This is a genomic window from Brucella sp., assembly GCF_032066345.1.
GTDB classification, from domain to species: Bacteria; Pseudomonadota; Alphaproteobacteria; order Rhizobiales; family Rhizobiaceae; genus Brucella; species Brucella pseudogrignonensis.
The window spans coordinates 56,690-80,674 of sequence record NZ_DAMBKZ010000003.1; the positions used below are offsets into that span (position 1 = coordinate 56,690).

Here is a 23,985-nt window from a genome sequence, read left to right on the forward strand (position 1 = left end):
CGTGCAATCTTTTAGTGCAAACGCATACAGCCTTTTTTACAGGTCTGTCTTTAGAGAACGTCTATTATAGTTACTTGTATGTATTATAGAAGTGCGCAGAATTTATCGAAATCTTGGTTGCTTTTTTATGTACGCTGATTTCATCAGCTCGGAAACTGTCGATAGCATTCTTCAGCTATCTGCCGTAGCTGGTCTCGGGATATCTCGCCACTTACCGCGTAGCCAAGCTCACCATCGATCCAGTAGAAGGTTTCAACACCGTCATTTGAGGCGAAGCGGAAGCTTGTGTCCCGGTTTTCAGGGTTCCGACCGACTATGACTGAAAGGCGCTTTCCAGCTGCATCTTCATACATGAAAAAGGCGCCGGGTTTGCTGTCCACTGGCAACAAACGACCACCAACCAGCTGAAAGCCAAATGTGCTTAGGTCGGGGATTTTAAGGTCAGGTATATTAAGCCGCTTTCCAAGCCATGTTGCCAGATGAGCTTCTTCTTCCGAGAAGACTTCAACCGGGTGGCGCACTTCGCTTGCATAGACCAGATAGGCCGCCTGTGCCTGCTGAGGTAATGCTTCGATGCTGGCTATCTGCTGGGGCTGGTCATAAATGCGGGAACCGGCAAAGCCGCCGAGGCCGCCAATCACCAGTGCGGCGAGAATGGACGCCGCAACAGCCCAGCGATAGCGCCGTTCATGTTGTCTGGTTCTCGCACGGATCAGGTTCGCATCGCTATTCTTCTCAAGCGCATAGCCGGAGAAGAGCTGTCTGATGCCTTCATTCTGCTTGCGCCATTCGTCGACGATTGCTGCCTGTTCGGGGTCGTTTTCGAGGATCGCTGCGATACGCGCGCTTTCTTCACTGGAAAGGTGTCCGTCCACAAAGCCATGCAGTTCCGCTTCTGTAATCGGAGAATTGCGTTTTGTCATGGGTTTCTCCGAAGCATTACGACATTTGAGCCGTTCATGTGGTCTGCGAGCCGTTGACGCGCGCGTGAGAGGCGTGACATTACAGTCCCTACGGGAATATCAAGCATAGTTGCTGCTTCGCCATAACTATATCCTTCAACGACGATCAGCATCAGGACCGAGCGATTATCTTCCGGCAGACTGTTGATGGCTTCTTCAAGCTGTTGCAACTGAAAAGGATCGCTTTCCGTTGAAGGAGAGCTGATGTTTTCAGCAGCATCCAGCGTTTCGTGCCGGGTGCGTGCTTTGCTTTTATAGCTGTTGCGATAAAGGTTGGTCATCATCGTGAGTATCCACCCACGCAGATTGAGGCCTCGCCACTGGCCGCGCCGGGACAGCGCTTTGGTCACGCAATCCTGCAAAAGATCTTCGCCTTCGGCATCGGATTTTGCAAGACTGCGCGAATAGCGCCGCATGATCGGCAGGAGGGCCAGAAGCTGGCCCTCGAAACTGTCGGGAGCAGGACGGCTCACATCGGCCTCATGGCTTTGCGACGTGCCAGACTCCATTAACGCCGTCTCCAGTCACGTCGCCGGCTTTTTTGTCCTTCATCCAGTAATAAAGCGGCATTCCGTCTTTTGCCCATTGCTCGCTGCCATCCTTGCGCTTTACCAGTGTATAGGTGCCAGAAGCCTTGTCACCCTTAGCTGCCATAAAAGGCGGCCAGTTCGTGGCACAAGTATCATAGCAATTGGACATGCCTTTGCTATCCTTGTCAAAAGTGTAGAGCGTCATATCTTTGGCACCAGCCAAAACCTGACCTTTGGATGTTTCCATCGTTTTGACCATGGGCGCTGCGAGCACTGAAGTTGCCGATACTGCTGCAATAGCCAAAACAGACATAAACGTTGCGGTTCTCATGGTTTGCCTCACATGGGTTCCAATCGCGACATGCGATATGACGTAAGACAATCGCGACACTCATTTTATTCCCGCAGTTCGGAAAAAATATTCATTTGACTGGGTAACGTTTTCATTAGCTGGCACAACATTAGAACATTATTGATTGCTGCCCGATTGTGAACTATATATGTAGCTACTCATATTATAGATAGCTATACAATGTCTCAGTCCAAACTAGAATTAGAAGCCGCATTCACGATGGGCCTTTCAACCGCCGCTCGAAAAATGCGCAATCTTTTTGACTCTCGTGTTCGCGAACGCGGGCTAACGCTTGCGCGCGCTCGCGTATTGCTGCTGCTTGCCGAGCAGCGAGACTGGAACCAGCGCGAACTTGCCGATGCTCTTGAGATTGAGCATCCGTCTGTTGTGCGTCTCCTTGATGGTCTTGAAAAGCAGCAGCTTATCTATCGCGCGGCTGTGGAGGGCGACCGTCGTGCCAAGCGCATTGAACTGACTGAAGAGGCACAGGCTCAGGTCAAGCAACTTCAGGAAATCACACAAGCCATCCGCGCGGAGCTTCTGCAAAAGATTGATCAGAAGTCGCTCGAAACAGCGCTAACCGTCCTTCAGGAAATCAGCCAGACCGTTGAAGCAACGCTGGCTGATAAAGACAGGTGATGCGCTATGTCCGAGAGAGGCGATGATAAACCGATAGCAGCAAAAGAGCCTGTCGCTCCGACACAGGTTGCAACGCCTGCCGTTCCGCATATGCCGGTTTACATGTCTGCAATCTATATAGCAGCGTCTGTTCTCATGTGGTCGACGCGCGGCCTCAGCATGTATTTCATCTCGGCAAACACGCAGCAGATTCAAGGTTCGCTCGGCGCGACCTTGACCGAAACCTCATGGGTGATTGCCGCCTACATGGCGCCCTATGCGAGCCTCACCATTCTTCTGGTAAAGATCCGCACGCAGTTTGGTCTACGCCGCTTTGCAGAAATCGCGATTGCAATCTTTCTGGTATCTTCGCTGCTGCATCTGTTGGTCTATGACATCTGGTCAGCGATCCCCATCCGCTTCATCGCCGGTGCTGCCGCCGCACCCGTTTCGACCATCGGCTTTCTCTATATGCTGGAAGCTTTTCCGCCAGCAAAGAAGATGACCTGGGGACTTAGCCTCGCGCTCACCTGTTCTGCGGCGGCTGGTCCATTTGCGCGTGTAATCTCGCCGATGTTGTTTGATATTGGACAGTGGCAGCAGCTCTATATGGTCGAGATTGGCCTGTCGCTGGCGGCTTTTGCCGTTGTTTATGTACTGCCAATGACACAGGTTCCGCGTGCCAAAGTTCTGCATTGGCTCGATTTTGTGGCCTATGGGCTGATCGCTATCGGCTTTGGTCTTCTGGCGGTCATTCTGGTTCAGGGCAAAAACTATTGGTGGTTTGAAGCGCCATGGATTGGCGTGTGCCTTGCGATATCAATCGCGGCTTTGGCTTGCGCCGCAGCGATAGAACTCAACCGCGAACAACCGCTGATGAATTTGCATTGGCTGTTTTCGCCGGAAATCCTGCGTTTTACGCTGATCCTCTTTGTATTCCGCATTGTGCTTGCGGAACAGACAACTGGTGCTGTGGGGTTGTTTCAGGCTTTCGGTTTGCAGGATGGGCAAAGTCAGGGACTATATCTCATCATTCTCGCCGCATCACTGGCGGGTGGCCTTGTTTGTGGCATGTGGATGAGCCTAGAACGCGTCTCGACTATCTTCGGGCTGGCGCTGATTTTCATCGCGATGGGTGCCTATATGGATAGTCACGCGACCAATCTCACGCGTCCTCACAATGCTTATCTTAGTCAGGCGCTGATTGCCTTTGGTGGCGCGTTGTTCCTGCCACCTGCCATGTTGACGGGCATCACGAAGGCGCTCAAACAGGGTCCGACCTATATGACGAGCTTCATCGTCATCTTCCTGTTTACGCAGAATATTGGCGGGCTGATCGGCTCGGCAGTGTTCAGCACCTTCATTGCGATCCGCGAAAAATATCATTCGGCTCATCTGGTCGAACAGCTGGTGATGTCCAATCCGGTGGTTGCACAACGCGTTCAGGCGCTTTCGGGTACTTACTCGAAGCTGCTGGCCGATCAGGGGCTAACCAAGGCTGAAGGGCTGGCTTTACTCGGGCAACAGGTTACGCGTGAGGCAACAGTGATGGCTTACAATGATGCCTTTCTGGCAATCTCCGTAATCGCTGTCGCCTCGCTTGGCTGTCTGATCGCCTATCGCATTTATGAAAATATGCAAATCCGTCGTCATCCAGAAGTGACGACCGTTCGTTAATCGATGAGTGTTTGAAAATGTCTGTTGGAAAGCAATATATTCGCGGTGGTTTAGCCCTTATCATCGGCCTTGCAGGTGTCCTGATGGTTCTCTGGGCGTGGCAATTGCCGCCCTTCAAGCACAGCATCGAGACGACCGACAATGCTTATGTCCGGGGGCAGGTCACGGTCATAAGCCCGCAGGTTGCGGGTTATGTTACTAAGGTCGATGTAACCGACTATCAAACGGTCAAACAGGGACAGCTTCTGTTTGAAATCGATAGTCGCAGCTATCAACAGAAGCTGGATCAGGCAGAGGCTTCGCTTGCCAGCAAAAAGGCAGCGCTAGCCAATTCCGAGCAGAGCCAGCGTTCTGCGGAGGCAACGATCCAGTCGCGGCAGGCACAGATTTCAGGCGCTAATGCAGCGCTGGAAGTGGCGCAGGCCAATGCGAAGCGCGTAGAGGCTTTGCTGCCGCGCGGTGTTACAACCCAAAGCTCGGCCGACACAGCGCATGGTACGTTATTGCAGGCGCAGGCTTCCGTTGAAGAAGCGCAGGCAGCTCTTGCGGTTGCAAAGCAGGATCTCCAATCCATTATCGTCAATCGAGACAGCTTGAATGCCGATATAGCCAATGCGGAAGCAACGGTGGAACTGGCAAAGATCGACTTACAAAACACCAGGATCATGGCTCCGCGTGATGGAAAACTCGGCGAAGTTGGCGTGCGGCTCGGGCAATATGTGACGGCAGGCACTCAGCTTGTCTCGCTTGTTCCCAACACTAAATGGGTTGTTGCGAATTTCAAGGAAACCCAGCTTTACGGCATGAAGGTTGGCCAGCCGGTGACATTCACCGTCGATGCACTTCGCCACGCTGAGTTGAAAGGCCATATCGAGGCGTTTTCACCAGCTGCGGGTTCGGAGTTCAGTGTTATCAAATCCGATAATGCGACTGGCAACTTCACCAAGATCACACAACGCTTGTCTGTCCGCATCGCCATCGATGAGGGGCAGCCGGATGCTGATTTGCTTGCACCCGGCATGTCTGTTGTGGTTCGGGTTGATACGGCTGCGAATTAACAGGCCTTAAAGATCAACCATGGCTGGCATCATTCGGAACGAGGGGCTCTGTCTTTTTCACCTTGTCACGGTGGAAGATGAACAGACCAGCCAGAACAATGATTGCAGCCCCAAAGAGGGTTTGGCGATCCGGTAGATCGTTGAAGAACATCCAACCGAACACGATCGCCCACAGCAATAGCGTGTATTGTAGTGGCGCCAATACCGATGCCGGTGCGAGCTTGAGTGCCCGGGTAATCAGCAGATGTGCAAGGCAGGCAACGATACCAAGCAGAAGCAAAGCCAGCAATTCGCCTGTGGTAAACGGCGTCCAATGTCCGATACTCAGAACACCACCAACAACAAGACAGCCCAACGTCTGCCAGGTTACGAGCGTCGCGTCTGGTGTGGAGCGCAGAACACGTCCTAGTACCAGTGTCATCGCGAAGGAAATACTGCCCAAAAGGCCGAAAACGGAAGGCCATGACAGCATCGCTGAAGATGGACGCAGCGCGATGATAACGCCGATAAAACCAATGAAGACAGCAAGCCAGCGCCGCCAGCCGATGCGTTCACCAATCAGGAAGTGCGAGAGAGCTGCGACGTAGATTGGGCCTGCCATGTAGAAGGTCATCACGTCTGCTAGCGGAAGGAAAGTAACCGCCGCATAGAAAAGGCCTGTATCTGCAGTTGCCAGAACCACGCGCGCCAATTGAAGCGAAGGCTTTTCAACCTGAAACAATGCGCTTGCCGGCTGGCGCGATAACATCGGGCCGAGCACAAAGAAGGCACCAAACGAGCGGATCAACAAAACTTGACCAACTGAGAAACTGGCTACAAGCCATTTGCCCATGGCGTCGTTTAACGCGAACATGAAATCGCCAAGCAGCATCAGAAGGATACCGGCCAATACAGCGTTGCCGCCCACGGCAAGTGCCGCTTTCTTATTCATAATTTCTGGGTGCCCCGACCACTGGCTCAACGCGTTCTCGTGCGCAAATCCATTGCTGAAGTTTGCCGGATAATCTCGCTGCATGTTTGAATAGAATCTGCTTACTCCTCGCTTCATGCCTTTGCAAGATGCTCGGTGGCCTACGTACATCAGAACAAGCCTTCTCAAGTCACTCGTCCTGAGCTATAGCGGCTTCGCTTCACTGTGAGGTCATCATGGATTCTGGAAACGCTGAGTCGAAACCGATTTTCGGGATCGCGCTTGCCTCTGCAGGTTATGCCTGCTTCGCCTTGCAAGATGCCATTGTTAAATGGCTGGTTGCAGATTATGCGGTTCCGCAAATTCTATTCATGCGAAGCCTCGTGATTGTAGTCATTACCGGTGGGCTTGCGTGGCGGCTTCGCCATCCCTCAATTTTCAAGAGCAAGTATCGCGGCACTCTTGTGTTGCGCGCTGGTCTGATGCTCTTGGCTTGGCTTCTGTTCTATAATGCCGCCCGTCATCTTGGCCTTGCCGAGCTCACAACACTTTACTTCTCAGCGCCGATCATGGTGATGTTTCTGTCGATCTTTATTCTCAAGGAGAAGATCGGGGCAGGGCGCTGGGTCGCGTGTATGGGCGGCTTCGTCGGTGTGTTGATTGCGGCCAACCCAACCCATACTCCAAACCTGATACCCGCTATTATGTGCGTGATTGCAGGCTTTTGCTGGGCTCTGAGCACGATTTTGATCCGCCTCGTTAGCCGGACCGAAACGACTTTGACCCAGATGTGGGCCACAAGCCTTCTTTTTGGTATTGCCTGCGCTGTGTCCTTCCCATGGGTGTGGAAGACGCCTGACGCATCGGCATGGGTATTGATGATTGGCCTTGGCCTTGTTGCAACGATTGGACAATATCTTCTTTATGAAGGTTTTCGTCACGCACCAGCCTCGGCGCTTGCGCCGACAGAGTTTACTGGCCTCATTTGGGCGTTCCTCTATGGTTACGCAATCTGGGCGGAAATCCCGGCTTCAAATGTCGCTTTCGGCGCTGTGCTGATTGTTTGTTCGAGCCTTGTTTTGGTTGCCTGGGAGAAGAGCACGGCACGAGCACGGGCAGTACAACCTGGTTGAGTGTTGTGATCTCTGATCTGCTTTCGGGTTGATATTTAAAGAGGAATGCTTTTCGGTTGTGAAAGTTTGATGTATCGACGGGCATCACTGGAGACCGAAATGCTGACCACATCTTCTCAAGATTCGGTATTGAGACAGCGCTTTGAAAAGCACCGTTCGGAGCTGACACGCTCCGAGCTGGCGGTCATCGAGTATCTTTTGTCGATGCCCGTTGAAGAAATGATCTTTCAGAATGCTGAGGACATAGCTGCAAAGAGCGGAACCAGTGACGCGACGGTAATTCGTGCGGCACGTCGGCTGGGTTTCAGCGGTCTGCCGGAGCTCAAGCGGCTTTGCAGCCGTCCCATAGCAAAGGCACAGCCAACGACTGAAAGGCTGTCCCAACGGTTTCGCGCAACTGGCGATGACCTCTCGGTCGTCAAGAAGCGGGTTTTTGAAACAGCCCGCGAAATTGTAACCTCCACTGAAGAAAAGCTCGAAGCGGATGCGCTTGCGCAAGCTATGCAAGTGCTCGAACAGGCTGACACCATTTGGTGCATCGGCATTGGCCGCTCCGAAGTTGAAGCGAAACACTGTTCCATCGCATTGAGCCGTGTCGGGCTGCGGACAAGGTTTAGCGGTGAAGCCGGTTTTTCGCTCGCCAACGAGCTCATTGATCTGCGTTCGGGCGATGTCATTGTGCTTTTTCATGCAGCGCGCGAGACCAAAGAATTTAAACTCATTCTGGATCAGTTTGCGGCCATTGGCTGCCACGTTATACTCGTATGCGGCGCGCAGCTTAGGGATGCTTATCAGGATAAAGTGGCGGCAGTTTTGTGCTGCGTCGGCTCTGCGACAGGACTTGCCAGCTGGACGGTCGGTGCCATTGTCGTTTCTGAGACTCTGGCTTACAGCATCGCAACAAAAAATCAGCAACGCGCCCTCGATACAAAAAAGAAGCTCGCTGATTTCAGGAGCCGCCTAGCGTAGTTGATCGGACTCGTTGTGTTTGATAACTAAAAAACCTTTTAGTATCATATAATTATAATGGTATGCTCTCCGTATCTCTTTCTTCAAAAATAGAAATTCGATCCTCATCGAAAAAAGATGAGGGTTATGGTAATGTTTATTGAAATTCTCACTTCAGTAATGTAGTAGTCACAACATTGCCGCAATCGGCGGTGACCCAATTTCTGTTTTTGAGGCGCAGCAGATGAAATCCATTCCTGAGATATTGTTCTGACAATAGGTCATGACGGCAGGGTCGCCTTCATCTGACCTGCACCGCTTTCTGTCTTCCTTTCCGAGCACAATGCCAAAATGCGAAATGACATTTTCGCAGCGGCTCAGTGCAACTTTTTTCCGCCCTGAGGAACTTCCATGGTTCGCCATCGCATTATCGCCACGTCCGCTCTGCTGGCTTCCGTTGCCATCCTGCCTTTTCATGCTTTCGCTCAGGATGCTGAGAGCAGCCAGAAAATTGATGCTGATCGTGGAATTGTCCTGGACGCGATTACCGTTGTGGGCAACTGGCTTGATGCGCCCAATAAGGAAAAGATGCTCAAGCATCCTGGCGCACGAACAATCGTGGATCGCAAGGAGTTCGAGGAACGCGGCGCGCAGGATATTCGCGACGCGCTTAATCAAATTCCAGGCGTACAAGTGCAGGAAAGCAATGGCACCGGCGGCAGCGATGTTTCTTTGAACCTCGGTGTTCGCGGTCTGACATCCCGCCTGTCGCCACGTTCGACGGTACTGATGGACGGTATTCCTCTGTCTTACGCACCCTACGGGCAGCCGCAGTTGTCTCTGTTTCCGCTGACTTTAGGCAATGTGGAAACCATCGACGTGGTTCGTGGCGCAGGGTCGGTGCGGTATGGTCCGCAAAATGTGGGCGGCATCATCAACTTTGCTACCCACCCAATTCCTGAAGATTTCACAGCACGTTTCTCGGCGGGTGCTGAAATGAATGGTGGCACCAAGGCAACGCCTAGCGTGCTTATCGGCGGCACGAATGCTGACGGGTTTGGCGCAGCGCTTCTGTATTCAGGCATTCATGGCACTGGTTATCGCGACAGCAACGATCGGACTGATATTGATGACCTCATCCTGAAGGGCAAATACGAACTCTCGGATACGGATACATTAAGCGTTCAGTACCATCACTATACTGGCAAAGGTAAAATGCCGGGTGGGCTTACAACCGCTGAATTTGCAGAGGATCCGTTCCAGTCCACGCGCCGCTACGACGAATTCACTGGGCGTCGTAACGATATTTCGCTGCGTTATCAGCACAATGACGGTGTCAACAATCTGGAAATTCTTGGCTATTACGTCAGCTCATTCCGAGGCAGCCATGTCGAACAGCAGGGCACCGGGGCGAATGCAGGACGCTATCGTTTGACATCGGCACCGCGTGATTACTCCTATTATGGCATCGAGCCGCGGTATTCGCGTGTGATTGAGCTGGGAGAAACCACCCATGAAGTCACTGTAGGCTATCGGTATCTTTCGGAAGAAAGTTCGGAGGTCGCGGCGAGAACGGCATTCTATAACCGTGCCTCGGGCGTTAATCCTTATGCGCTTCCGATGAACACCTATCAGACGAGCGATGGCGGAACGACTGCTCATGCCGTCTATATCGATGACAAGGTTCAGTATGGAAACTGGACGATTACACCGGGTGTTCGTTATGAAATAATCAACACCAACAATACAGTAACCGATTTCAGTAATGGTGCAGTGACTGGGCAGAAATCACCGGAACTGGATGCAAAAGAAGCGCTGCCAACCATTTCCGTTGCTTATCAGGTCAATGATGTCTGGAGTGTCTTTGCAAATGCGGGTGTATCGTTTGGCCCGCAACAATATAGCCACCTCGCTTCGACGACCGAAGGTCTTCAGCCTGAGAAAGCCAAGACCTATGAAGTTGGCACGCACTATGAGGGCGACAGCCTGAGTGCTGAGTTCACGGCTTTCTATATCGATTTCGACAAGGAGCTTTATCTGGGCCGCACGATTGTTGGTGAAGGCATCTGGACCAACCTCGGCGCAACTGAACATAAGGGCATTGAAGCTGCCGCTCGGTACGATCTTGGTGGGGTATCACAAGCGCTGGAAGGCTTGTCCATCTATGGCAATTATACCTATACGGAGGCGACTTACAGCGCTGGAGCGTTCAAGGGGAAGGACTTGCCGTTCTACTCACGCCACACGGGAATGATCGGTGCGAGCTATCGTTATGCTGATTGGCTGTTCAATGCCGATGTTACAGCACAGTCCAAGCAGCGTTCGCCGGGTAATGCTACCGATGGCGCGACCTATGTGACCGAAGAGGACGCGACCGGCCGTCTGGGTGACATTCCCGGTTATGGGCTCGTTAATCTTCGGGTTGCTTATCAGCCTGAAGACATGAAATACGCCCCGAAATTTGCCTTCGGTGTTAAAAACCTGTTTGACAAAGAGTATTTCACGAGGGCGACCGATAACAATGGCGGCAAATTTGTTGGCCAGCCACGGACGTTCTTTGTGAATGCATCGGTTACGTTTTAAGAGCATACATTGCTACGCTGGGATTTCCCTGGCGTAGCTACCTACTGTGAGAGCTTTTCTCGGGCGCGCCGGGTAATGGCTCAAAACTTCGGATGAGTACATGGCAGGCATCAACCGTCGCGAATTCAATTTAGCGTTCATGAGCATGATCGTAGCGCAGGCCTGTGCGGCGTCTGTACCGGCATTGGCAGGTGACGACATTCGCTCAATAAAGCATGAACTTGGAACAACTGAGATTACGGGCAAGCCAACGCGTGTCGTTGCGCTTGAATTTTCGTTTTTACAGACCCTTGATGTATTGGGCGTTGTTCCGGTTGGTATATCGGACGACAATCAGTCAGCACGCGTCGAGCAACTGCTTAGCAAGAAGATTGATTATGCATCTGTCGGTACACGTCTGGAGCCCAATCTTGAGCTGATCAGCACGCTCTCGCCCGATTTGATCATCGCCGATGTGACCAGACATTCTGCCGTTTATCAGCAGTTGAGTTCCATTGCGCCGACCATCGTACTCAATAGTTGGGAAGGGGACTACGACACCATCAAGTCTTCGGTTATTACAATTGCCGAAGCGCTCGGTGAGCGCGCCAAAGGTGATGAAGCAATTGCGCGACATTCAGAAGTTATGTCGAAAATTATTGCTCGGATTCCGGCCACTGAACAGCGACGTATCCTGCTTGCAGTGGCGACACCGGATTCGCTTAGTCTACACACATCTTCTTCGTTCACAGGTTCCGTCTTTAAAGCGATGGGACTAACGCCTGCCATACAGTCGGATAAGCCTGTTGAAAGTGGTGCAAATCTTGAGCGCCTGATTGCCGTAAGCCCAGAGATTCTACTCATTGGTGTCGATTCCGGCGGCACGATTGTCGATCAGTGGAAAGATAACACTGCATGGACCAATATTCCTGCTGTTCAAAACCATATGGCGTTTGAAATAGACCGCACGCAGTTCGTGCGTTTCCGCGGGCTGAAAATCGCAGAATTGCTCGCTCAGGAAGTGCTTTCAAAAGTCTATGGCGGAAAGTAAGTAGCTGTGACAATGGAGGCCGGGCATAAGCAGACGTCAGGTTTGATCAACCCTGTTCTTTTGGGCGCGATCCTGCTGGCTGTCTTTTGGGTGGTGCTTCTGGCAAGCATTGCCTTTGGCGTATCTGATCTTTCTATCGGTCGTGCGTTACAACACCTGTTTCAACCAGATGGCTCAGCACAAAGCGCGCTTGTGTGGGATATACGTTTGCCGCGTGCCGTGCTAGCAACGCTGGTCGGCGCTAACCTCGCGGTTGCGGGTGTGCTGATCCAGACGCTGACCCGTAATCCGCTGGCCTCACCACAAACATTCGGCATCAATGCCGGCGCATCACTTTCAATCGTGATCTGTCTTATCGCTTTTCCGTCATTTCGTGGTGTTGGAACTGTCTGGCCTGCTTTTTTTGGCGCGGCAATCGTCGGTTTTGCGATGTGGATGCTGGCGATCTCCGGACGCATGAGCGATATAAAACTGGCTCTTGCCGGTATTTCGATCCAGCTCGTCCTCTCTGCGCTGGTTCAGGCGATTTTGATTGCCAACAACTCCGCGCAGGACATCATCTATTGGCTTGCCGGTTCGCTCAACGCGGCCCAATGGGCAAAGGTTTGGATTATTCTGCCATTCTCGCTATTGGGCGGATGCATTGCGCTTCTTGGTTCACGGCATTTTGCCATTCTGGCGCTCGATCAGAATACGGGTGCTTCACTTGGGCAAAATGCTCAGCGTGTAGGTGGTGTTGCTGCGCTACTTATCGTCATTCTGGCCGGTTCCGCAGTGGCCGTCAGTGGACCAATCGGTTTCGTCGGATTGCTTGTACCTCATGCTATGCGGCGTTTGGTCGGCGCAGATCAGACGAGTGTCATTGCCCTTTCAGCCATTGCTGGACCGTTGTTGTTGAATGCTTCTGATTTGCTAGGGCGTGTTCTCGCTTTTCCAGCCGAAGTGCCGGTTGGTATTGTGACGGCACTGATTGGCGCACCTGCTTTTCTGTTCATTCTTTATGGTAGGCGGCTTAAATGAACACGTCTGCCGAACATCAGGCTAACCGAAGCGCATTTGTAACATGCAGCTTTATTTTTGCGCTGCTTGTCGCGATTTCCATTCTTAGTATCATGGTTGGCGCGGTGCGTTTGAGCCTGTCCGACATCATAACCGCAATCAGCGGCGGTAAAAACGCTTTCATCGTCATGCAATACCGCCTGCCGCGCCTCGGCGTCAGTATATTGGCCGGAGGTGCGTTCGGATTGGCAGGGGCTTTCCTGCAGGGTGCATTGCGTAATCCGCTCGCTTCGCCCGATGTCGTGGGCATTACGAAATGGGCCGGTCTTGGCGCATTTTGTGCTGCGATGTTGGCGCCAGCTGCCTGGAGTGTTTGGGCCATTCCGCTTGGTGTTGTTTTAGGTGCCTTGCTGGGTGCCGCGACACTGTTTCTGATTGCACGGCAGTTCGGTGGAAGCATTACTGCACTGGTTCTGACAGGTGTTGCGGCAGGCATGATGGCGCACGCATTAATGCAATATATGATGGTCCTGTTTCCGACACGCGCTGATCAGTCCATGATCTGGCTTGCAGGTAGTGTCTATGGACGAACGCTGAATGATGTCGTCATCCTGGCGGTCTGGCTTCTTGCCTGCCTGCCATTGGTGGTCCTTGCTGGGAGCAAGCTTGACGCCAGCGGCTTTGGCGACGACACGTTGAACAGCATCGGATTGCCGCCTGCCATTTTACGAGGCGGGCTCGTTCTCACATCCGTATTGCTTTCCGCCGGTGCGGTTGCGGCTGTAGGCAGCATGGGATTTCTCGGTCTGTTGGCGCCGCATATTGGCCGCTTGATGGTTGGTTCTCGCAGTCGCTATTTGGTTCCGGCAAGCGCTTTGCTGGGAGCCTTGGCGCTATGTCTTGCGGATTTGATTGGGCGCGTGATTGCACTACCCAATGAGATACCAGCAGGCATCATTGCTGCAGTTGTCGGCGGGCCGTATCTCGTTTTTCTCCTTTTCAAGGAAGCAGGTCGAAATGGCTGATATCCATCCTTCTCGGCTATATGCCCGCAACATCACGGTTGGCTATGCGCAAGCCGACGTCCTGAAGGATGTTGATGTAACTATTCCTAACGGCCAGATCACGGCTGTTGTCGGTGCTAATGGCTGCGGAAAATCCACCTTATTACGTGCACTCGCGCGCCTTATTCAGCCGACAGAAGGTACCATTCATCTAGGTGAAAAACCTATTGCGTCGATGACTAGCAAATCTGTAGCACAACAACTCGCTTTTCTGCCACAAAACCCTGTTTCGCCTGATGGCTTGACCGTGCGGCAACTGTGCCGGTTTGGGCGCCATCCGCATAAAGGTTTTCTGTCGCCTCTCACGAAAGACGATGACAAGCTGGTTGAGCAGGCACTGGCATCAACCGGATTGATCGATTTTGCGGAGCGCCAGCTTGATCAGCTTTCAGGCGGTCAGCGGCAGCGAGCATGGATTGCCATGGCATTGGTTCAGGAAACGCCACTACTGTTGCTGGATGAGCCGACGACCTATCTTGATATTGCTCACCAGCTTGAAGTTCTTGAGCTTTTAAAAAAGCTTAATCAGGAGCGTGGACGTACCATCGTCATGGTTGTGCACGATCTTAATCACGCCGCTCTATATGCGCATCATCTGATCGCGATCAGCGAGGGCCGCGTTTATGCTTCGGGTTCACCAGCGCAGCTTTTGACACCGAAACTGGTGAAGGACGTGTTTGGGATTGAGGCGCTGGTCGTGCCACACCCGCTCTATGAAACCCCATATTGCTTTCCAATCGCGGCTCGATAAGCGGCTGCGACTAACATTTGGCGGCTCTAGCTGTCTGTCTGCGCATGTTTAAAGCGACACCTGTTCCCACTTTTATCGGGATAGTTTAATATGTCCTATAATAAGCCTATATTACATAAAAGAGACATTTCATCTCATTGAGGCATACTGAATGCAAACAATAGCTTTTGTGGTCTTCGACGGATTTTCATCAATGGCTCTGGCCGCGCAGCCGGTTTTCGAGGCAGCCAACTCGATTTTGGGTGAGGAGAAGTATCACGCGGCTGTCTTCTCAGAGCATGGCGGGCTTGTCAGCTCGTCTGGTGGTCTTTCGATCATGACCGCTCCTTTTGAAGACAATAAATTTGATACTGTGATCATCGCAGGTGGGACGACGGCTTTTGAGGACGCTTCCGAAGGGCTGATCCGCTTTGTGCGCAGCAGTTTTGAATCGTCGCGTCGTGTCGCTTCCATCTGTACTGGCGCTTTTGTTCTGGCACAGGCAGGGCTTCTAGATGGCCGACGGGTGACGACCCATTGGGCTTGTGCGCGCAGCCTGAAAGAACGTTTCCCAACCGTCATTCTGGATGAAGACCGCATCTTTGTGAAAGACGACAAAGTCTGGACATCAGCGGGTATGACTGCAGGTATTGATCTGGCACTTGCAATGGTGGAGGAAGATCATGGCCCAGATGTTGCCCGCCGCGTTGCGCAGGCTCTTGTGATGTACCACAGGCGTGCTGGCGGTCAGTCGCAGCATTCTGCTCTGCTTGATATGGGCGCAAAGTCGGATCGTATCCAAACAGCCCTTACATATGCACGCGCAAATCTCTCGCGGGCTTTAACGGTTGAAGATTTGGCTGAGGTTGCAAGGCTTAGTCCGCGTCAGTTCAGCCGCGCCTTCAAAGCGGAAACCGGACATTCTCCCGCGAAGGCAGTTGAAAATCTTCGCCTTGAAGCCGCGCGTCTTATGATGGAGCAAAGCCGACACAGCATTGATGAGATCGCCGGGCAAACCGGTTTCCTTGACCGGCGGCGGATGCGTGAAGCTTTTCTTCGTGGCTTCGGCCAGCCACCTCAGGTCATCCGTCGTAATGCGCGGCAAGGGGCGATCTAGTCGCACTCTTTGCAGAACAGAAGATGTCCTAATTACGTAATATATACGTCATTTGAGACGTGAGGCTTCTGGCTTATTTTTCAGATATCGGGTCGTTCCGACCATCTGGAGAACTAGAATGTCTGCGAATTCATTAGGTAAAGCCCTCATAACTGGTGCCTCAACTGGCATCGGTGCTGTCTATGCCGATCGTCTTGCCAAACAAGGCTACGACCTCATCCTCGTGGCGCGAAGTGCGGATAAACTCGAAGCTCTTTCGAATAAACTCATCGCTGCGACAGGGCGATCAGTTGAAGCGCTTCCAGCGGATCTGACGAACGCTCATGATGTCCGCGCCGTGGAAGATGTACTTAAATCTGACGAGAATATCAGTCTTTTGATCAACAATGCTGGAGCGGGTGGCGTGAAGCCGCTGCTCGATAGCGATGTGGACGATATGGAGAAGATGATTACGCTCAATATCACCGCACTGACACGGCTGACTTATGCCGCCGTACCTGGGTTTATCGCGCGGGGGCGTGGGACAATCATCAACATCGCGTCAGTTGTTGCGATAGCACCAGAGCTATTGAATGGCGTCTATGGCAGCTCGAAATCGTATGTTTTGAGCTTCAGCCACTCCCTCAACCATGAGCTGGCAGACAAGGGTATTCGTGTTCAAGCAGTTCTACCGGGCGCGACGGCCACCGACTTCTGGAGCATTGCTGGTAAACCAGTGGAAGAGCTGCCGCAAAGCATTGTGATGTCAACGGATGATATGGTCGATGCTGCACTTGCTGGTCTCAAAAATGGTGAGTGCGTTACCATTCCAGGGCTGCATGATGTTGAGAAATGGACAGGTTTTGAAGCTGCGCGCGGTGAACTATCCACGTTGTTTGGCAATTCAAAGCCCGCTGCGCGATACCTTTAAACATACTCCGAAAACTGTGATGCTGGGCGAGAAATCGCCCAGCACATTCATCAAATTAGGTGATCGCATATCGTGATATGAAATATCATTCATGCACGATAAGCTGGAACCAGGTGTCGAGAAAACGACTGCGTTTTAATCCGTCGAGATAAACCAGAAGCTCCGGTCCAAGCTCGACAGGTTGCAGTGATGCAACGTCCGAGGGACTCGTTTCTGATACAAGACCAGTTTCTTGAAGGATCGCCTGACCGTTAGAAGACAGAAGAAATGTGATCGCCTGCTCGGCGATGTTTGCGTGTTTGCTTCGATCCGGGATGAGTGCGGTCCAGGGCAGGGCGACAACGTAATCCTGTGGTACGATGACTGCAAAATCCCGGGCGTCATATTGCCATTTGCTTACGTCTGACAACGGCACATTATAGGCGAGATCGATGTTGCCAGCCGACAACGCCTGTAATAGCTCCTCACTTGTATCGAAAATTCGCGCTTGTGACGCGCCGAAAGCGCGGACGATACGCCAGAATAGTGGCGATCGGATCGAATCCTGAGCAGCCAATGTGTAACTGACATTATCAATGCCAATATTGACGACCCCGACACGCCGTTGAAACCGCGTTGCGTTTTGCTCCAGCAATCGTGCGAGTTCGATGCGTGTCGTTGGTAGTTCATTGTCGAGCGCACGGCGTTTGACAACACTCACCGCTGGATCGAAACCGATGCTGAACAATTCGCTGCGCCAGTGAGCTTGTGGTGCTAATCCGGCATTGCGGACAATTCCATTTCTTGGCTGCGCGCCGCCTTCATTGGCGATGAGTACCGCAAGATCGGGTGTCGAGAGGATAACGAGATCGGCGGCACTCGCTTCTTCGGCACCAGCTAGAAGCCGCGAGGTCCATTCGCCCGGTCTGATCTGTCGATAGGCGATATTGACGCTAGGCAACTGACGGGACAGACCAGCTTGTACGGGGGCTATGGTTTCGGGTGCGATGTCACCGACAATCTGAAACTCGGGCTTTGATGCCGGGTCATTTTGCGCATGCGTGTTATGCCATGAAGGAACAATCAATATCAGAACGGCACAGAATTGCAGGATGATGCGTTTCATGTGCGCTGCTCCGGTGTCGTTGCGGGCAATGTCACCAGCACGCTTGTTCCACCACCTTCGCGGTCACGCAGTTCGATCTGGCCGCCTAGTGCTTCCGCAACCATTTTTGCTATCGACAAACCAAGGCCGGAACCGGGCTTTGACTGATCCACTCGGACAAAACGCTCGAAGACACGGTCTTTCATGTCGGTCGCAAGCCCAGCGCCTCTGTCATGAACGCCAAGCGTGATCGTAGCTCCATTCTGGCTAAGGCTGATTTTAACAGGGCCGGGTGCATGAACGAGTGCGTTTTCGACGATATTGCGTATCATTTCTCTGAGGCTGATGGTTTCGCCACTCACATAGAGTGGCTCATCAGGCACATCAAAGCTGATGGTTTGTTGCAGATCAGAATAACTGCCTTCAGCGCGCAGTCTCCGGACTGCTTCCTGTGTAACCTGCCGCAGATCGAGCGTTTCAAGCTTTCGCGACTGAATACTGTGCAATGTCGTCGCTTCAGACAGAAGCTGATTTGCGAGAAGGCTTGCGCTTATGGAATTGGCATGGACGCGGGCAAGGATTTCCTTTTGCCGGTTTGGATCAGTTTCTTCGAGCGACAGTTCGGTCAGGGCACGCAAGGCCGTGAGTGGCGTGCGCATCTGATGCGCTGCGTCAGCTGTGACCAGCTTCAATCCGGCAAGCACATTGTTCAGACGTCCCATGAAGTCATTGAGTGCTGCGACAAGCGCGCTGACTTCCTTAGGAATAGGACCGGCCAGCGGGTTGAGATCGGATGAGGAACGCTGGCGCAGATCAGACTCAACCGTCCGCAGCGGTCTGAATGCAAATCGGATTGCGAGCCAGATAAGGACCAGTGCGAGCAAAGCCACTCCAAGCGCAGGCAAGAGAGTATTGAGGCTTAGTTGCAAGGTCAGCTGTCTCCGTGCTTCGCGCGTTTCCCCAACCAGGACATCGACCCAGCCGCCGCCTTTTGCGTCGCTGTGATAGCGTGCGACTGCAGCAATTCGTACTTTTTCCCCGCGATAAATACTGTCGCTGAGGCGAACGCGGCTATTATTGCCATGCGGAATTTCTAGCCCGAGAATGGGCGAACCAGTCAGGAGGCTGCCATCAGGTGCGACGACACGATAGAAAATGCGATTGAGACGAGAGGTGCCCAGAATGGAAAAGGCCGAGTGTGGGAGATCGACGCTGAGCGATCCATCCTGCAGAGTTATCGTGTCTGCGATGGATAGGGCAGCTGCACCAAGAACACGATCAAATGCTTCATCGGCCGCACGATGCGCATACCAGCGGCCAAGAAAGAAGAGCAGAACGGTGACAGCAAGCAGCGTCAATCCACTGCCCACCAGAATGCGGCGCTGGATTGAATATTCCCTGTTTGCTGCTCCTTTGACCATCAGAGTTGCGGCGCTTTAAGCCTGAGCAGATAGCCCACGCCGCGTTGTGTGACAATTTCAACTGTGCTGTTCTCGAGCTTCTTCCGCACGCGTGAAACCAGCAGTTCGATAGCATTGGGTGTGCCGGTATCTTCATGCCCAAACAGTTTCAGAACCAGCATATCTTTTGGAACCGTGACATTGAAACGAGTGGCAAGCATTTCCAGAACGTCGAATTCGCGCCGCCCGAAATCCAGTGGCTCGTCACCCTGCATCACTGATCTTTGTGTCAGGTTGATCGATAGTTCGCCGATCCGCAAAACCGGCTGCGCCACGCCCATATGCCGTCTTGCGACAGCTCTGATACGGGCAACAAGCTCCCTGAGATCGAAGGGTTTGACCAGATAATCATCAGCGCCAAGCTCGAGAAGGTCGATCTTGTCGGCAATCTGATTGCGAGCGGTGATTACCAATACCGGACATGACAGGGATTGTTCGCGCATACTGCGCAGGATGGCAAAACCGTCACGTCCCGGAAGGTTGATGTCGAGTACGACCAGATCAAAGGAGCCATTCACAGCCAGATCTTCCCCCTGCACGCCATCATAGACAGTCGTGACAGAGTGGCCTTCTTTTTCAAGCTTTGAAGCAATAGCAAACGCAATATCGATTGTGTCTTCTACAAGAAGGATACGCATGTTGTGTTCGACGATTCTATTCAAGGTTTTCGGGACGACAGGATTCTGACAGTTAGAATTGCTAGTATCTGAGACAATACTGGATGAGGCTGCGGCGCTTGTATCATAGCAAGTGTCCAGGGAGGAAAAAATGTTCTGGCGCGGGTTGGCATGTCGTATCGGCATGACCTTGTTTGGGCTTCAGCTGTGCATCGCTTATGCGAATGCCGCTGATGCTGCTTGCGCTTATCGCGGTGCGCTGGATGAGCGTTATTGCGACGAGAACCGCGACCTTGTCGCAGATACTCCCAAAGACGCTTCCCAGTGGCGTGATCCGCAAACACTCGTATGGGCTTATTCGCCCATCGAAGACCCGGCGGTTTATGCGCGGCTTTTCAAGCCGTTCACCCAGCATCTTGAGGCCTGCGTTGGACGGCAGATCGTTTATTATCCGATTCAGTCCAGTGCGGATGAAGTTGAGGCGATGCGTTCAGGACGTCTGCAATTTGCGGGCTTCTCTACAGGGCCGACAATTGAGGCGGTCAATCGTGCAGGTGCTGTTCCTTTTGCCGCCAAAGGCACTGGCGATCAGATGCGCGGCTATCGGCTGGTGGCGGTCGTGCGCGCGGAATCGCCCTATGAAAAATTGGGTGATCTTAAAGGGCATCGCGTCGCCCATGCATCATTGCTCTCAAATTCTGGCAATGTGGCGCCACGCGCTCTCTTTCCAAAAGAAGGTCTCACGCCGGGGCAGGACTATGCGCCTATCATGTCGGGCGGACACGATAAATCGATCCTCGGTGTTGTCGCCGGTGATTACGATATGGCGGCGGTTGCCTCCGATGTGCTTGAACGCATGATCGAGCGGGGGCTTGTGAAGCGTGATGCCGTTCGTCTGATTTATCAGAGCGATCTGTTTCCGACCTCTTCATTTGCTTATGCTCACAATCTTGCGCCGTCGCTCGTGGCGGAGATGAAGCGCTGCTTCTTCAATTTCACATTCACGCCTGAAATGAGAGCCGAGTTTCAGGGCGACGATCACTTCATTCCCATAGATTATGCAGCCGCGTGGTCCGTGGTGCGCGAGGTGAGCGAGAAGGCTGGCGCACCGCCTCCATAATTCGCTTCACAGCAAGCTATCAATTCGCATGGCATTTCTCTGAGTGCCAGCTCCCGCAGCAAGCCAGAACACAGTCAACTGCAACCCGATTGGGTTTCGGTCGGAGTCTCTTCGGCTCAAAGTGGATAAAATAATGAGTTTTTACAAGCAACTAACCTACAAATATAAGGTCTATAATGCAGACCCCACGACACTGATCGGGGTTATGCTGGCAATCGTTTTTGCCTATCTGATTGCAGCGCCAATCGTGCTGCTTTTGTCGGATGCAGTGATTGTCCAATTTGCTGATCGGGCACGCTCGGGCCAGCAGATTGGTGAATTGACCTTTTATTATCTCAACCGTGCGTTCTTCTCGGCGATTTCGACCGATGTGTTCTGGCGTCCGCTTTGGAACACAGCAATCATCGCACTTGGTTCGATTGCCTTTGCGCTTGTCACGGGCATTCCGCTGGCATGGCTTTTAAGCCGCACAAATTTGCCGGGCAAGAAGTGGTTCTCGACAGCATTGATCGTTCCTTACATGCTGCCTTCGTGGACCTTCGCACTGGCTTGGCTGACCCTGTTTAAAAACCGCACCACCGGTGGTCAGCCAAGCTGGATGGAAGCTTTGGGCTTCTCGCCACCTGATTGGCTTGCTTACGGCATGTTGCCAATCACGCTCATCCTGGCCATGCACTATACGCCATTCGTGATCCTGCTTTTCGGTAATGCGTTGCGGCAGTTTGATTCCACGCTTGAAGATTCAGCCCGTGTCATGGGCGCAGGTAAATTGCTGATCGCGCGCCGTATCATTCTTCCATTGATGCTGCCCTCGCTAGTGTCGGCTTCAACACTGATCTTCGCCAAATGCCTTGGTGACTTTGGTGTCGCCTATATTCTTGGTGTGCCGGTTGGTTTTGACGTTATGGCGACATCTCTTTTCCGCGCGATTTCGACCAGCCAGGCAGGCATGAGTGCCGTTCTTGCGGCAACCATTGTCGTGCTTGGTAGCATTTCAATCTTCCTCGATATGTATCTGCTCAAGGAAGCGCGCCGTTTCGTCACTATTGGAAATAAGGGTTCTATGAACCGCGAGACAGACCTCGGTCGTTTCCGTGTGCCTGCATTCAGCTTCGCCGCACTCATGTTCGTTGTTAGCGCGTTCATTCCGCTGATGGCGCTTCTGCTGACGACGGTTATGCGCGTGCCGGGCGTTTTCACGCTGGATAATTTCACGCTGGATTTCTGGATCGGCACCGATCTTAACACCACTGCAATGAGCAATGGCATCCTCCTGACAGGCGAGTTCTGGAAAGCGACCTGGAACACGTTGTGGATCGTCGGCTCGGCTGCATTGGGTGCAGGTCTGCTTGGTCTTCTGGTCGGCTATGTCGTGGCTCGTACGCCTGTTTCGCTTGTTGGCACGTTTCTGCGTCAGGTGACATTTCTGCCTTATCTGGTTCCGGGCATTGCATTTGCTGCGGCCTATCTCACGATGTTTGCAGTGCAGCGTGGTCCGCTTCCCGCCCTTTACGGAACGCCGATCCTGCTGGTTCTCGCGATCCTTGCCGATCAGATGCCGTTCGCATCGCGTGCGGGTATCTCTGCAATGATGCAGCTTGGCAAAGCGCCTGAAGAAGCGGCCCAAATCGCCGGTGCCGGTTTCTGGCGTCGTCTGGTTTCGATTGTCGCGCCGATCCAGAAAGGCTCTCTGGTTTCAGGTATTCTGCTGCCGTTTATCTCCGGCATCAAAGGCTTGAGCCTCGTTGTTGTGCTGGCTGTGCCGGGCACGGATGTTCTCACCACCTATGCATTGCGCCTCGTCGATTACAGCTACAGCCAGGCCGCAAATGCAGTCGTTTTGATGATCTGTGTCATCGCCTTTGGCGGCACGGTCATCGTTCAAAAACTCACCAACAGCAAATTGTCTGACGGATTGGGAGGCAAATAATGTCGAGCATTACTATTCGCGATGTCAGAAAGAGCTACGGCAAAGCCGCCCGCGCCGCAGTTGAAAAGCTTTCACTCGAAATTCCAAAGTCGGAGTTTCTCTGCCTGCTTGGACCTTCGGGTTGCGGTAAGACGACGACGCTCCGCATGATTGCGGGTCTTGAATATCCTACCGAAGGTCAGATCCTCGTTGATGGTCAGAAGATCGTATCGGTGGATGACGGCATTTACGTACCACCAGAAAAGCGTGGGATGGGGCTGGTGTTCCAGAACTATGCCCTTTGGCCACATATGACGGTCGAACAGAATGTCGAGTTCGGCTTGAAGTTGCATAAGGTCGCCAAGGCTGAGCGTCAGCGTATTATCGATGACGTTCTGCAGAAACTCGGCATCGAGCGTTATCGCGACCGTTTGCCAGCACAAATGTCTGGTGGCCAGCAGCAGCGCGTAGCGCTTGCGCGTATGCTGGCGCTTAAGCCCGATATTATTCTGCTCGATGAACCGCTTTCCAATCTCGATGCGAAACTGCGTCTCGAAATGCGCGCGGAACTCAAGCGTATTCATCAAGAAATGGGCTCGACTGTCGTATTCGTAACCCACGATCAGTGGGAGGCCATGACTTTGGCAACCACGATTGCGGTGATGAGCGAAGGCGAGTTGCAACAGCTCGGCACGCCTGACGACATCTACGAGCGCCCGGCCAATCGCTTTGTGGCTGAATTCATCGGCAATCTGCCGATCAATATCATCGAGCTTAATGACAGCAATAACGGCGCGTTGGCGACATGGGCACGCGATTACCTCAAGGCGCAGAGCATCGCGGCAAGCAATGTCGGATCCGTCGGTATCCGGCCGGAATCCGTGCGTCTCAGCGATACGCCTGTTGAGCAGGGGGGTGTGGCCAAAGTGGTCGATATCGTGCCCACCGGCGGTAGCTGGATCGTCGAAATGTCAGTTCATGGCGAGCAGTTTTTTGCAATCGCCGCAGATGCTCCAGCCCAGAAAGCTGGCGGTGAAATCTGGTTCCATGTCGAACGCAGTCACGTCCATGTGTTCGACAGAGAAGGCAAGCGCATCAGCGACTGAAAAGAGGCGCATCGAATGCGCGTCGATGCTTTCGCTTTCACACAATAATTATCAACTTTGGAGGAAAT

At 52.8% G+C, this 23,985-nt stretch carries 22 protein-coding genes; 15 read left to right on the plus strand and 7 right to left on the minus strand.

Annotation, left to right across the window (positions count from 1 at the left end; all coding sequences use genetic code 11):
• Window positions 1-143 precede the first annotated feature (143 nt).
• The 3 genes from RT142_RS04940 to RT142_RS04950 are packed head-to-tail and all read right to left on the minus strand — an operon-like array spanning window position 144 to window position 1,823.
• Window positions 144-923, minus strand: a complete 780-nt coding sequence (locus RT142_RS04940; protein WP_112806101.1) for an anti-sigma factor family protein — start codon at window positions 921-923, stop codon at window positions 144-146.
• Entirely contained in the window at window positions 920-1,471 is a 552-nt protein-coding gene (locus RT142_RS04945; protein ID WP_064321539.1) for an RNA polymerase sigma factor, read from the minus strand. The genes RT142_RS04940 and RT142_RS04945 overlap by 4 nt, the downstream gene beginning before the upstream one ends.
• Window positions 1,443-1,823 (minus strand): hypothetical protein, encoded by a 381-nt coding sequence (locus RT142_RS04950; protein ID WP_112806099.1) that lies wholly within the window; start codon window positions 1,821-1,823, stop codon window positions 1,443-1,445. The genes RT142_RS04945 and RT142_RS04950 overlap by 29 nt, the downstream gene beginning before the upstream one ends.
• Before the next feature lie 201 nt (window positions 1,824-2,024).
• On the opposite strand from RT142_RS04950, the gene RT142_RS04955 reads away from it, so the two are divergent.
• Genes RT142_RS04955 through RT142_RS04965 form a run of 3 tightly spaced genes read left to right on the plus strand, consistent with a single transcriptional unit; the run spans window position 2,025 to window position 5,197 of the window.
• Window positions 2,025-2,483 (plus strand): MarR family winged helix-turn-helix transcriptional regulator, encoded by a 459-nt coding sequence (locus RT142_RS04955; RefSeq protein WP_039860581.1) that lies wholly within the window; start codon window positions 2,025-2,027, stop codon window positions 2,481-2,483.
• Between the two features lie 6 nt (window positions 2,484-2,489).
• Window positions 2,490-4,139, plus strand: coding sequence for an MFS transporter (locus RT142_RS04960; RefSeq protein ID WP_409558565.1), 1,650 nt, complete (start codon window positions 2,490-2,492; stop codon window positions 4,137-4,139).
• A 17-nt stretch (window positions 4,140-4,156) separates the two neighbouring features.
• Window positions 4,157-5,197, plus strand: coding sequence for an HlyD family secretion protein (locus RT142_RS04965; protein ID WP_079213065.1), 1,041 nt, complete (start codon window positions 4,157-4,159; stop codon window positions 5,195-5,197).
• A gap of 13 nt (window positions 5,198-5,210) precedes the next feature.
• Here the strand turns inward: RT142_RS04965 and RT142_RS04970 are convergent, their stop codons facing one another.
• Window positions 5,211-6,128, minus strand: a complete 918-nt coding sequence (locus RT142_RS04970) for a DMT family transporter (protein WP_313027766.1) — start codon at window positions 6,126-6,128, stop codon at window positions 5,211-5,213.
• A 215-nt stretch (window positions 6,129-6,343) separates the two neighbouring features.
• On the opposite strand from RT142_RS04970, the gene RT142_RS04975 reads away from it, so the two are divergent.
• The 9 genes from RT142_RS04975 to RT142_RS05015 all read left to right on the plus strand — a co-directional run bounded on the left by RT142_RS04975 (window position 6,344) and on the right by RT142_RS05015 (window position 16,621).
• The gene (locus RT142_RS04975; protein ID WP_064321542.1) at window positions 6,344-7,240 is read left to right on the plus strand and encodes a DMT family transporter; all 897 of its coding nucleotides are present in this window, start codon (window positions 6,344-6,346) and stop codon (window positions 7,238-7,240) included.
• A gap of 99 nt (window positions 7,241-7,339) precedes the next feature.
• Window positions 7,340-8,209, plus strand: coding sequence for a MurR/RpiR family transcriptional regulator (locus RT142_RS04980; protein ID WP_007878441.1), 870 nt, complete (start codon window positions 7,340-7,342; stop codon window positions 8,207-8,209).
• 390 nt (window positions 8,210-8,599) lie between these two features.
• A complete protein-coding gene (locus tag RT142_RS04985; RefSeq protein WP_313027771.1) occupies window positions 8,600-10,771 on the plus strand; it encodes a TonB-dependent siderophore receptor in 2,172 nt (723 codons plus the stop codon).
• Between the two features lie 100 nt (window positions 10,772-10,871).
• Window positions 10,872-11,801: an ABC transporter substrate-binding protein gene (locus RT142_RS04990; protein ID WP_113158402.1), complete on the plus strand. Its 930-nt coding sequence runs from the start codon at window positions 10,872-10,874 to the stop codon at window positions 11,799-11,801.
• A 42-nt stretch (window positions 11,802-11,843) separates the two neighbouring features.
• Complete coding sequence (locus RT142_RS04995; protein WP_313027774.1) at window positions 11,844-12,821, plus strand: iron ABC transporter permease; 978 nt, start codon at window positions 11,844-11,846, stop codon at window positions 12,819-12,821.
• On the plus strand, window positions 12,818-13,825 hold the full coding sequence (locus RT142_RS05000) for a FecCD family ABC transporter permease (protein ID WP_112812933.1): 1,008 nt from the start codon (window positions 12,818-12,820) through the stop codon (window positions 13,823-13,825). The genes RT142_RS04995 and RT142_RS05000 overlap by 4 nt, the downstream gene beginning before the upstream one ends.
• Entirely contained in the window at window positions 13,818-14,615 is a 798-nt protein-coding gene (locus RT142_RS05005) for an ABC transporter ATP-binding protein (RefSeq protein WP_112812932.1), read from the plus strand. The genes RT142_RS05000 and RT142_RS05005 overlap by 8 nt, the downstream gene beginning before the upstream one ends.
• Window positions 14,616-14,766: 151 nt before the next feature.
• Window positions 14,767-15,711: a GlxA family transcriptional regulator gene (locus RT142_RS05010; protein ID WP_112812931.1), complete on the plus strand. Its 945-nt coding sequence runs from the start codon at window positions 14,767-14,769 to the stop codon at window positions 15,709-15,711.
• A 118-nt stretch (window positions 15,712-15,829) separates the two neighbouring features.
• Window positions 15,830-16,621, plus strand: a complete 792-nt coding sequence (locus RT142_RS05015; protein ID WP_112806095.1) for an SDR family NAD(P)-dependent oxidoreductase — start codon at window positions 15,830-15,832, stop codon at window positions 16,619-16,621.
• An 85-nt stretch (window positions 16,622-16,706) separates the two neighbouring features.
• Here RT142_RS05015 and RT142_RS05020 read toward each other — a convergent pair whose 3' ends face one another.
• Genes RT142_RS05020 through RT142_RS05030 form a run of 3 tightly spaced genes read right to left on the minus strand, consistent with a single transcriptional unit; the run spans window position 16,707 to window position 19,803 of the window.
• The gene (locus tag RT142_RS05020) at window positions 16,707-17,726 is read right to left on the minus strand and encodes an ABC transporter substrate-binding protein (RefSeq protein ID WP_112806093.1); all 1,020 of its coding nucleotides are present in this window, start codon (window positions 17,724-17,726) and stop codon (window positions 16,707-16,709) included.
• On the minus strand, window positions 17,723-19,126 hold the full coding sequence (locus RT142_RS05025) for a sensor histidine kinase (RefSeq protein WP_112806091.1): 1,404 nt from the start codon (window positions 19,124-19,126) through the stop codon (window positions 17,723-17,725). Before RT142_RS05025 ends, RT142_RS05020 begins: the two co-directional genes overlap by 4 nt.
• Window positions 19,126-19,803 carry a response regulator transcription factor gene (locus tag RT142_RS05030; protein WP_112806089.1) on the minus strand — a complete coding sequence of 226 codons (678 nt, stop codon included), beginning with the start codon at window positions 19,801-19,803 and terminating at the stop codon, window positions 19,126-19,128. Before RT142_RS05030 ends, RT142_RS05025 begins: the two co-directional genes overlap by 1 nt.
• Before the next feature lie 130 nt (window positions 19,804-19,933).
• Between RT142_RS05030 and phnD the strand changes: the two genes are divergently transcribed.
• The 3 genes from phnD (at window position 19,934) to RT142_RS05045 (ending at window position 23,917) form a co-directional block, all read left to right on the plus strand.
• Window positions 19,934-20,902 carry a phosphate/phosphite/phosphonate ABC transporter substrate-binding protein gene (gene phnD, locus RT142_RS05035; RefSeq protein ID WP_313027784.1) on the plus strand — a complete coding sequence of 323 codons (969 nt, stop codon included), beginning with the start codon at window positions 19,934-19,936 and terminating at the stop codon, window positions 20,900-20,902.
• A 133-nt stretch (window positions 20,903-21,035) separates the two neighbouring features.
• Entirely contained in the window at window positions 21,036-22,832 is a 1,797-nt protein-coding gene (locus RT142_RS05040; RefSeq protein ID WP_313027786.1) for an iron ABC transporter permease, read from the plus strand.
• Window positions 22,832-23,917 carry an ABC transporter ATP-binding protein gene (locus tag RT142_RS05045; RefSeq protein ID WP_112806086.1) on the plus strand — a complete coding sequence of 362 codons (1,086 nt, stop codon included), beginning with the start codon at window positions 22,832-22,834 and terminating at the stop codon, window positions 23,915-23,917. The genes RT142_RS05040 and RT142_RS05045 overlap by 1 nt, the downstream gene beginning before the upstream one ends.
• Window positions 23,918-23,985: the final 68 nt, after the last annotated feature.

Excerpts from the sequence above, each read along its gene's own strand:
- RT142_RS04940 (WP_112806101.1), bottom strand. The coding sequence starts at position 923 with ATGACAAAACGCAATTCTCCGATTACAGAAGCGGAACTGCATGGCTTT.
- RT142_RS04945 (WP_064321539.1), bottom strand. The coding sequence starts at position 1,471 with ATGGAGTCTGGCACGTCGCAAAGCCATGAGGCCGATGTGAGCCGTCCT.
- RT142_RS04950 (WP_112806099.1), bottom strand. The coding sequence starts at position 1,823 with ATGAGAACCGCAACGTTTATGTCTGTTTTGGCTATTGCAGCAGTATCG.
- RT142_RS04955 (WP_039860581.1), top strand. The coding sequence starts at position 2,025 with ATGTCTCAGTCCAAACTAGAATTAGAAGCCGCATTCACGATGGGCCTT.
- RT142_RS04960 (WP_409558565.1), top strand. The coding sequence starts at position 2,490 with ATGTCCGAGAGAGGCGATGATAAACCGATAGCAGCAAAAGAGCCTGTC.
- RT142_RS04965 (WP_079213065.1), top strand. The coding sequence starts at position 4,157 with ATGTCTGTTGGAAAGCAATATATTCGCGGTGGTTTAGCCCTTATCATC.
- RT142_RS04970 (WP_313027766.1), bottom strand. The coding sequence starts at position 6,128 with ATGAATAAGAAAGCGGCACTTGCCGTGGGCGGCAACGCTGTATTGGCC.
- RT142_RS04975 (WP_064321542.1), top strand. The coding sequence starts at position 6,344 with ATGGATTCTGGAAACGCTGAGTCGAAACCGATTTTCGGGATCGCGCTT.
- RT142_RS04980 (WP_007878441.1), top strand. The coding sequence starts at position 7,340 with ATGCTGACCACATCTTCTCAAGATTCGGTATTGAGACAGCGCTTTGAA.
- RT142_RS04985 (WP_313027771.1), top strand. The coding sequence starts at position 8,600 with ATGGTTCGCCATCGCATTATCGCCACGTCCGCTCTGCTGGCTTCCGTT.
- RT142_RS04990 (WP_113158402.1), top strand. The coding sequence starts at position 10,872 with ATGGCAGGCATCAACCGTCGCGAATTCAATTTAGCGTTCATGAGCATG.
- RT142_RS05000 (WP_112812933.1), top strand. The coding sequence starts at position 12,818 with ATGAACACGTCTGCCGAACATCAGGCTAACCGAAGCGCATTTGTAACA.
- RT142_RS05005 (WP_112812932.1), top strand. The coding sequence starts at position 13,818 with ATGGCTGATATCCATCCTTCTCGGCTATATGCCCGCAACATCACGGTT.
- RT142_RS05010 (WP_112812931.1), top strand. The coding sequence starts at position 14,767 with ATGCAAACAATAGCTTTTGTGGTCTTCGACGGATTTTCATCAATGGCT.
- RT142_RS05015 (WP_112806095.1), top strand. The coding sequence starts at position 15,830 with ATGTCTGCGAATTCATTAGGTAAAGCCCTCATAACTGGTGCCTCAACT.
- RT142_RS05020 (WP_112806093.1), bottom strand. The coding sequence starts at position 17,726 with ATGAAACGCATCATCCTGCAATTCTGTGCCGTTCTGATATTGATTGTT.
- RT142_RS05025 (WP_112806091.1), bottom strand. The coding sequence starts at position 19,126 with ATGGTCAAAGGAGCAGCAAACAGGGAATATTCAATCCAGCGCCGCATT.
- RT142_RS05030 (WP_112806089.1), bottom strand. The coding sequence starts at position 19,803 with ATGCGTATCCTTCTTGTAGAAGACACAATCGATATTGCGTTTGCTATT.
- phnD (WP_313027784.1), top strand. The coding sequence starts at position 19,934 with ATGTTCTGGCGCGGGTTGGCATGTCGTATCGGCATGACCTTGTTTGGG.
- RT142_RS05040 (WP_313027786.1), top strand. The coding sequence starts at position 21,036 with ATGAGTTTTTACAAGCAACTAACCTACAAATATAAGGTCTATAATGCA.
- RT142_RS05045 (WP_112806086.1), top strand. The coding sequence starts at position 22,832 with ATGTCGAGCATTACTATTCGCGATGTCAGAAAGAGCTACGGCAAAGCC.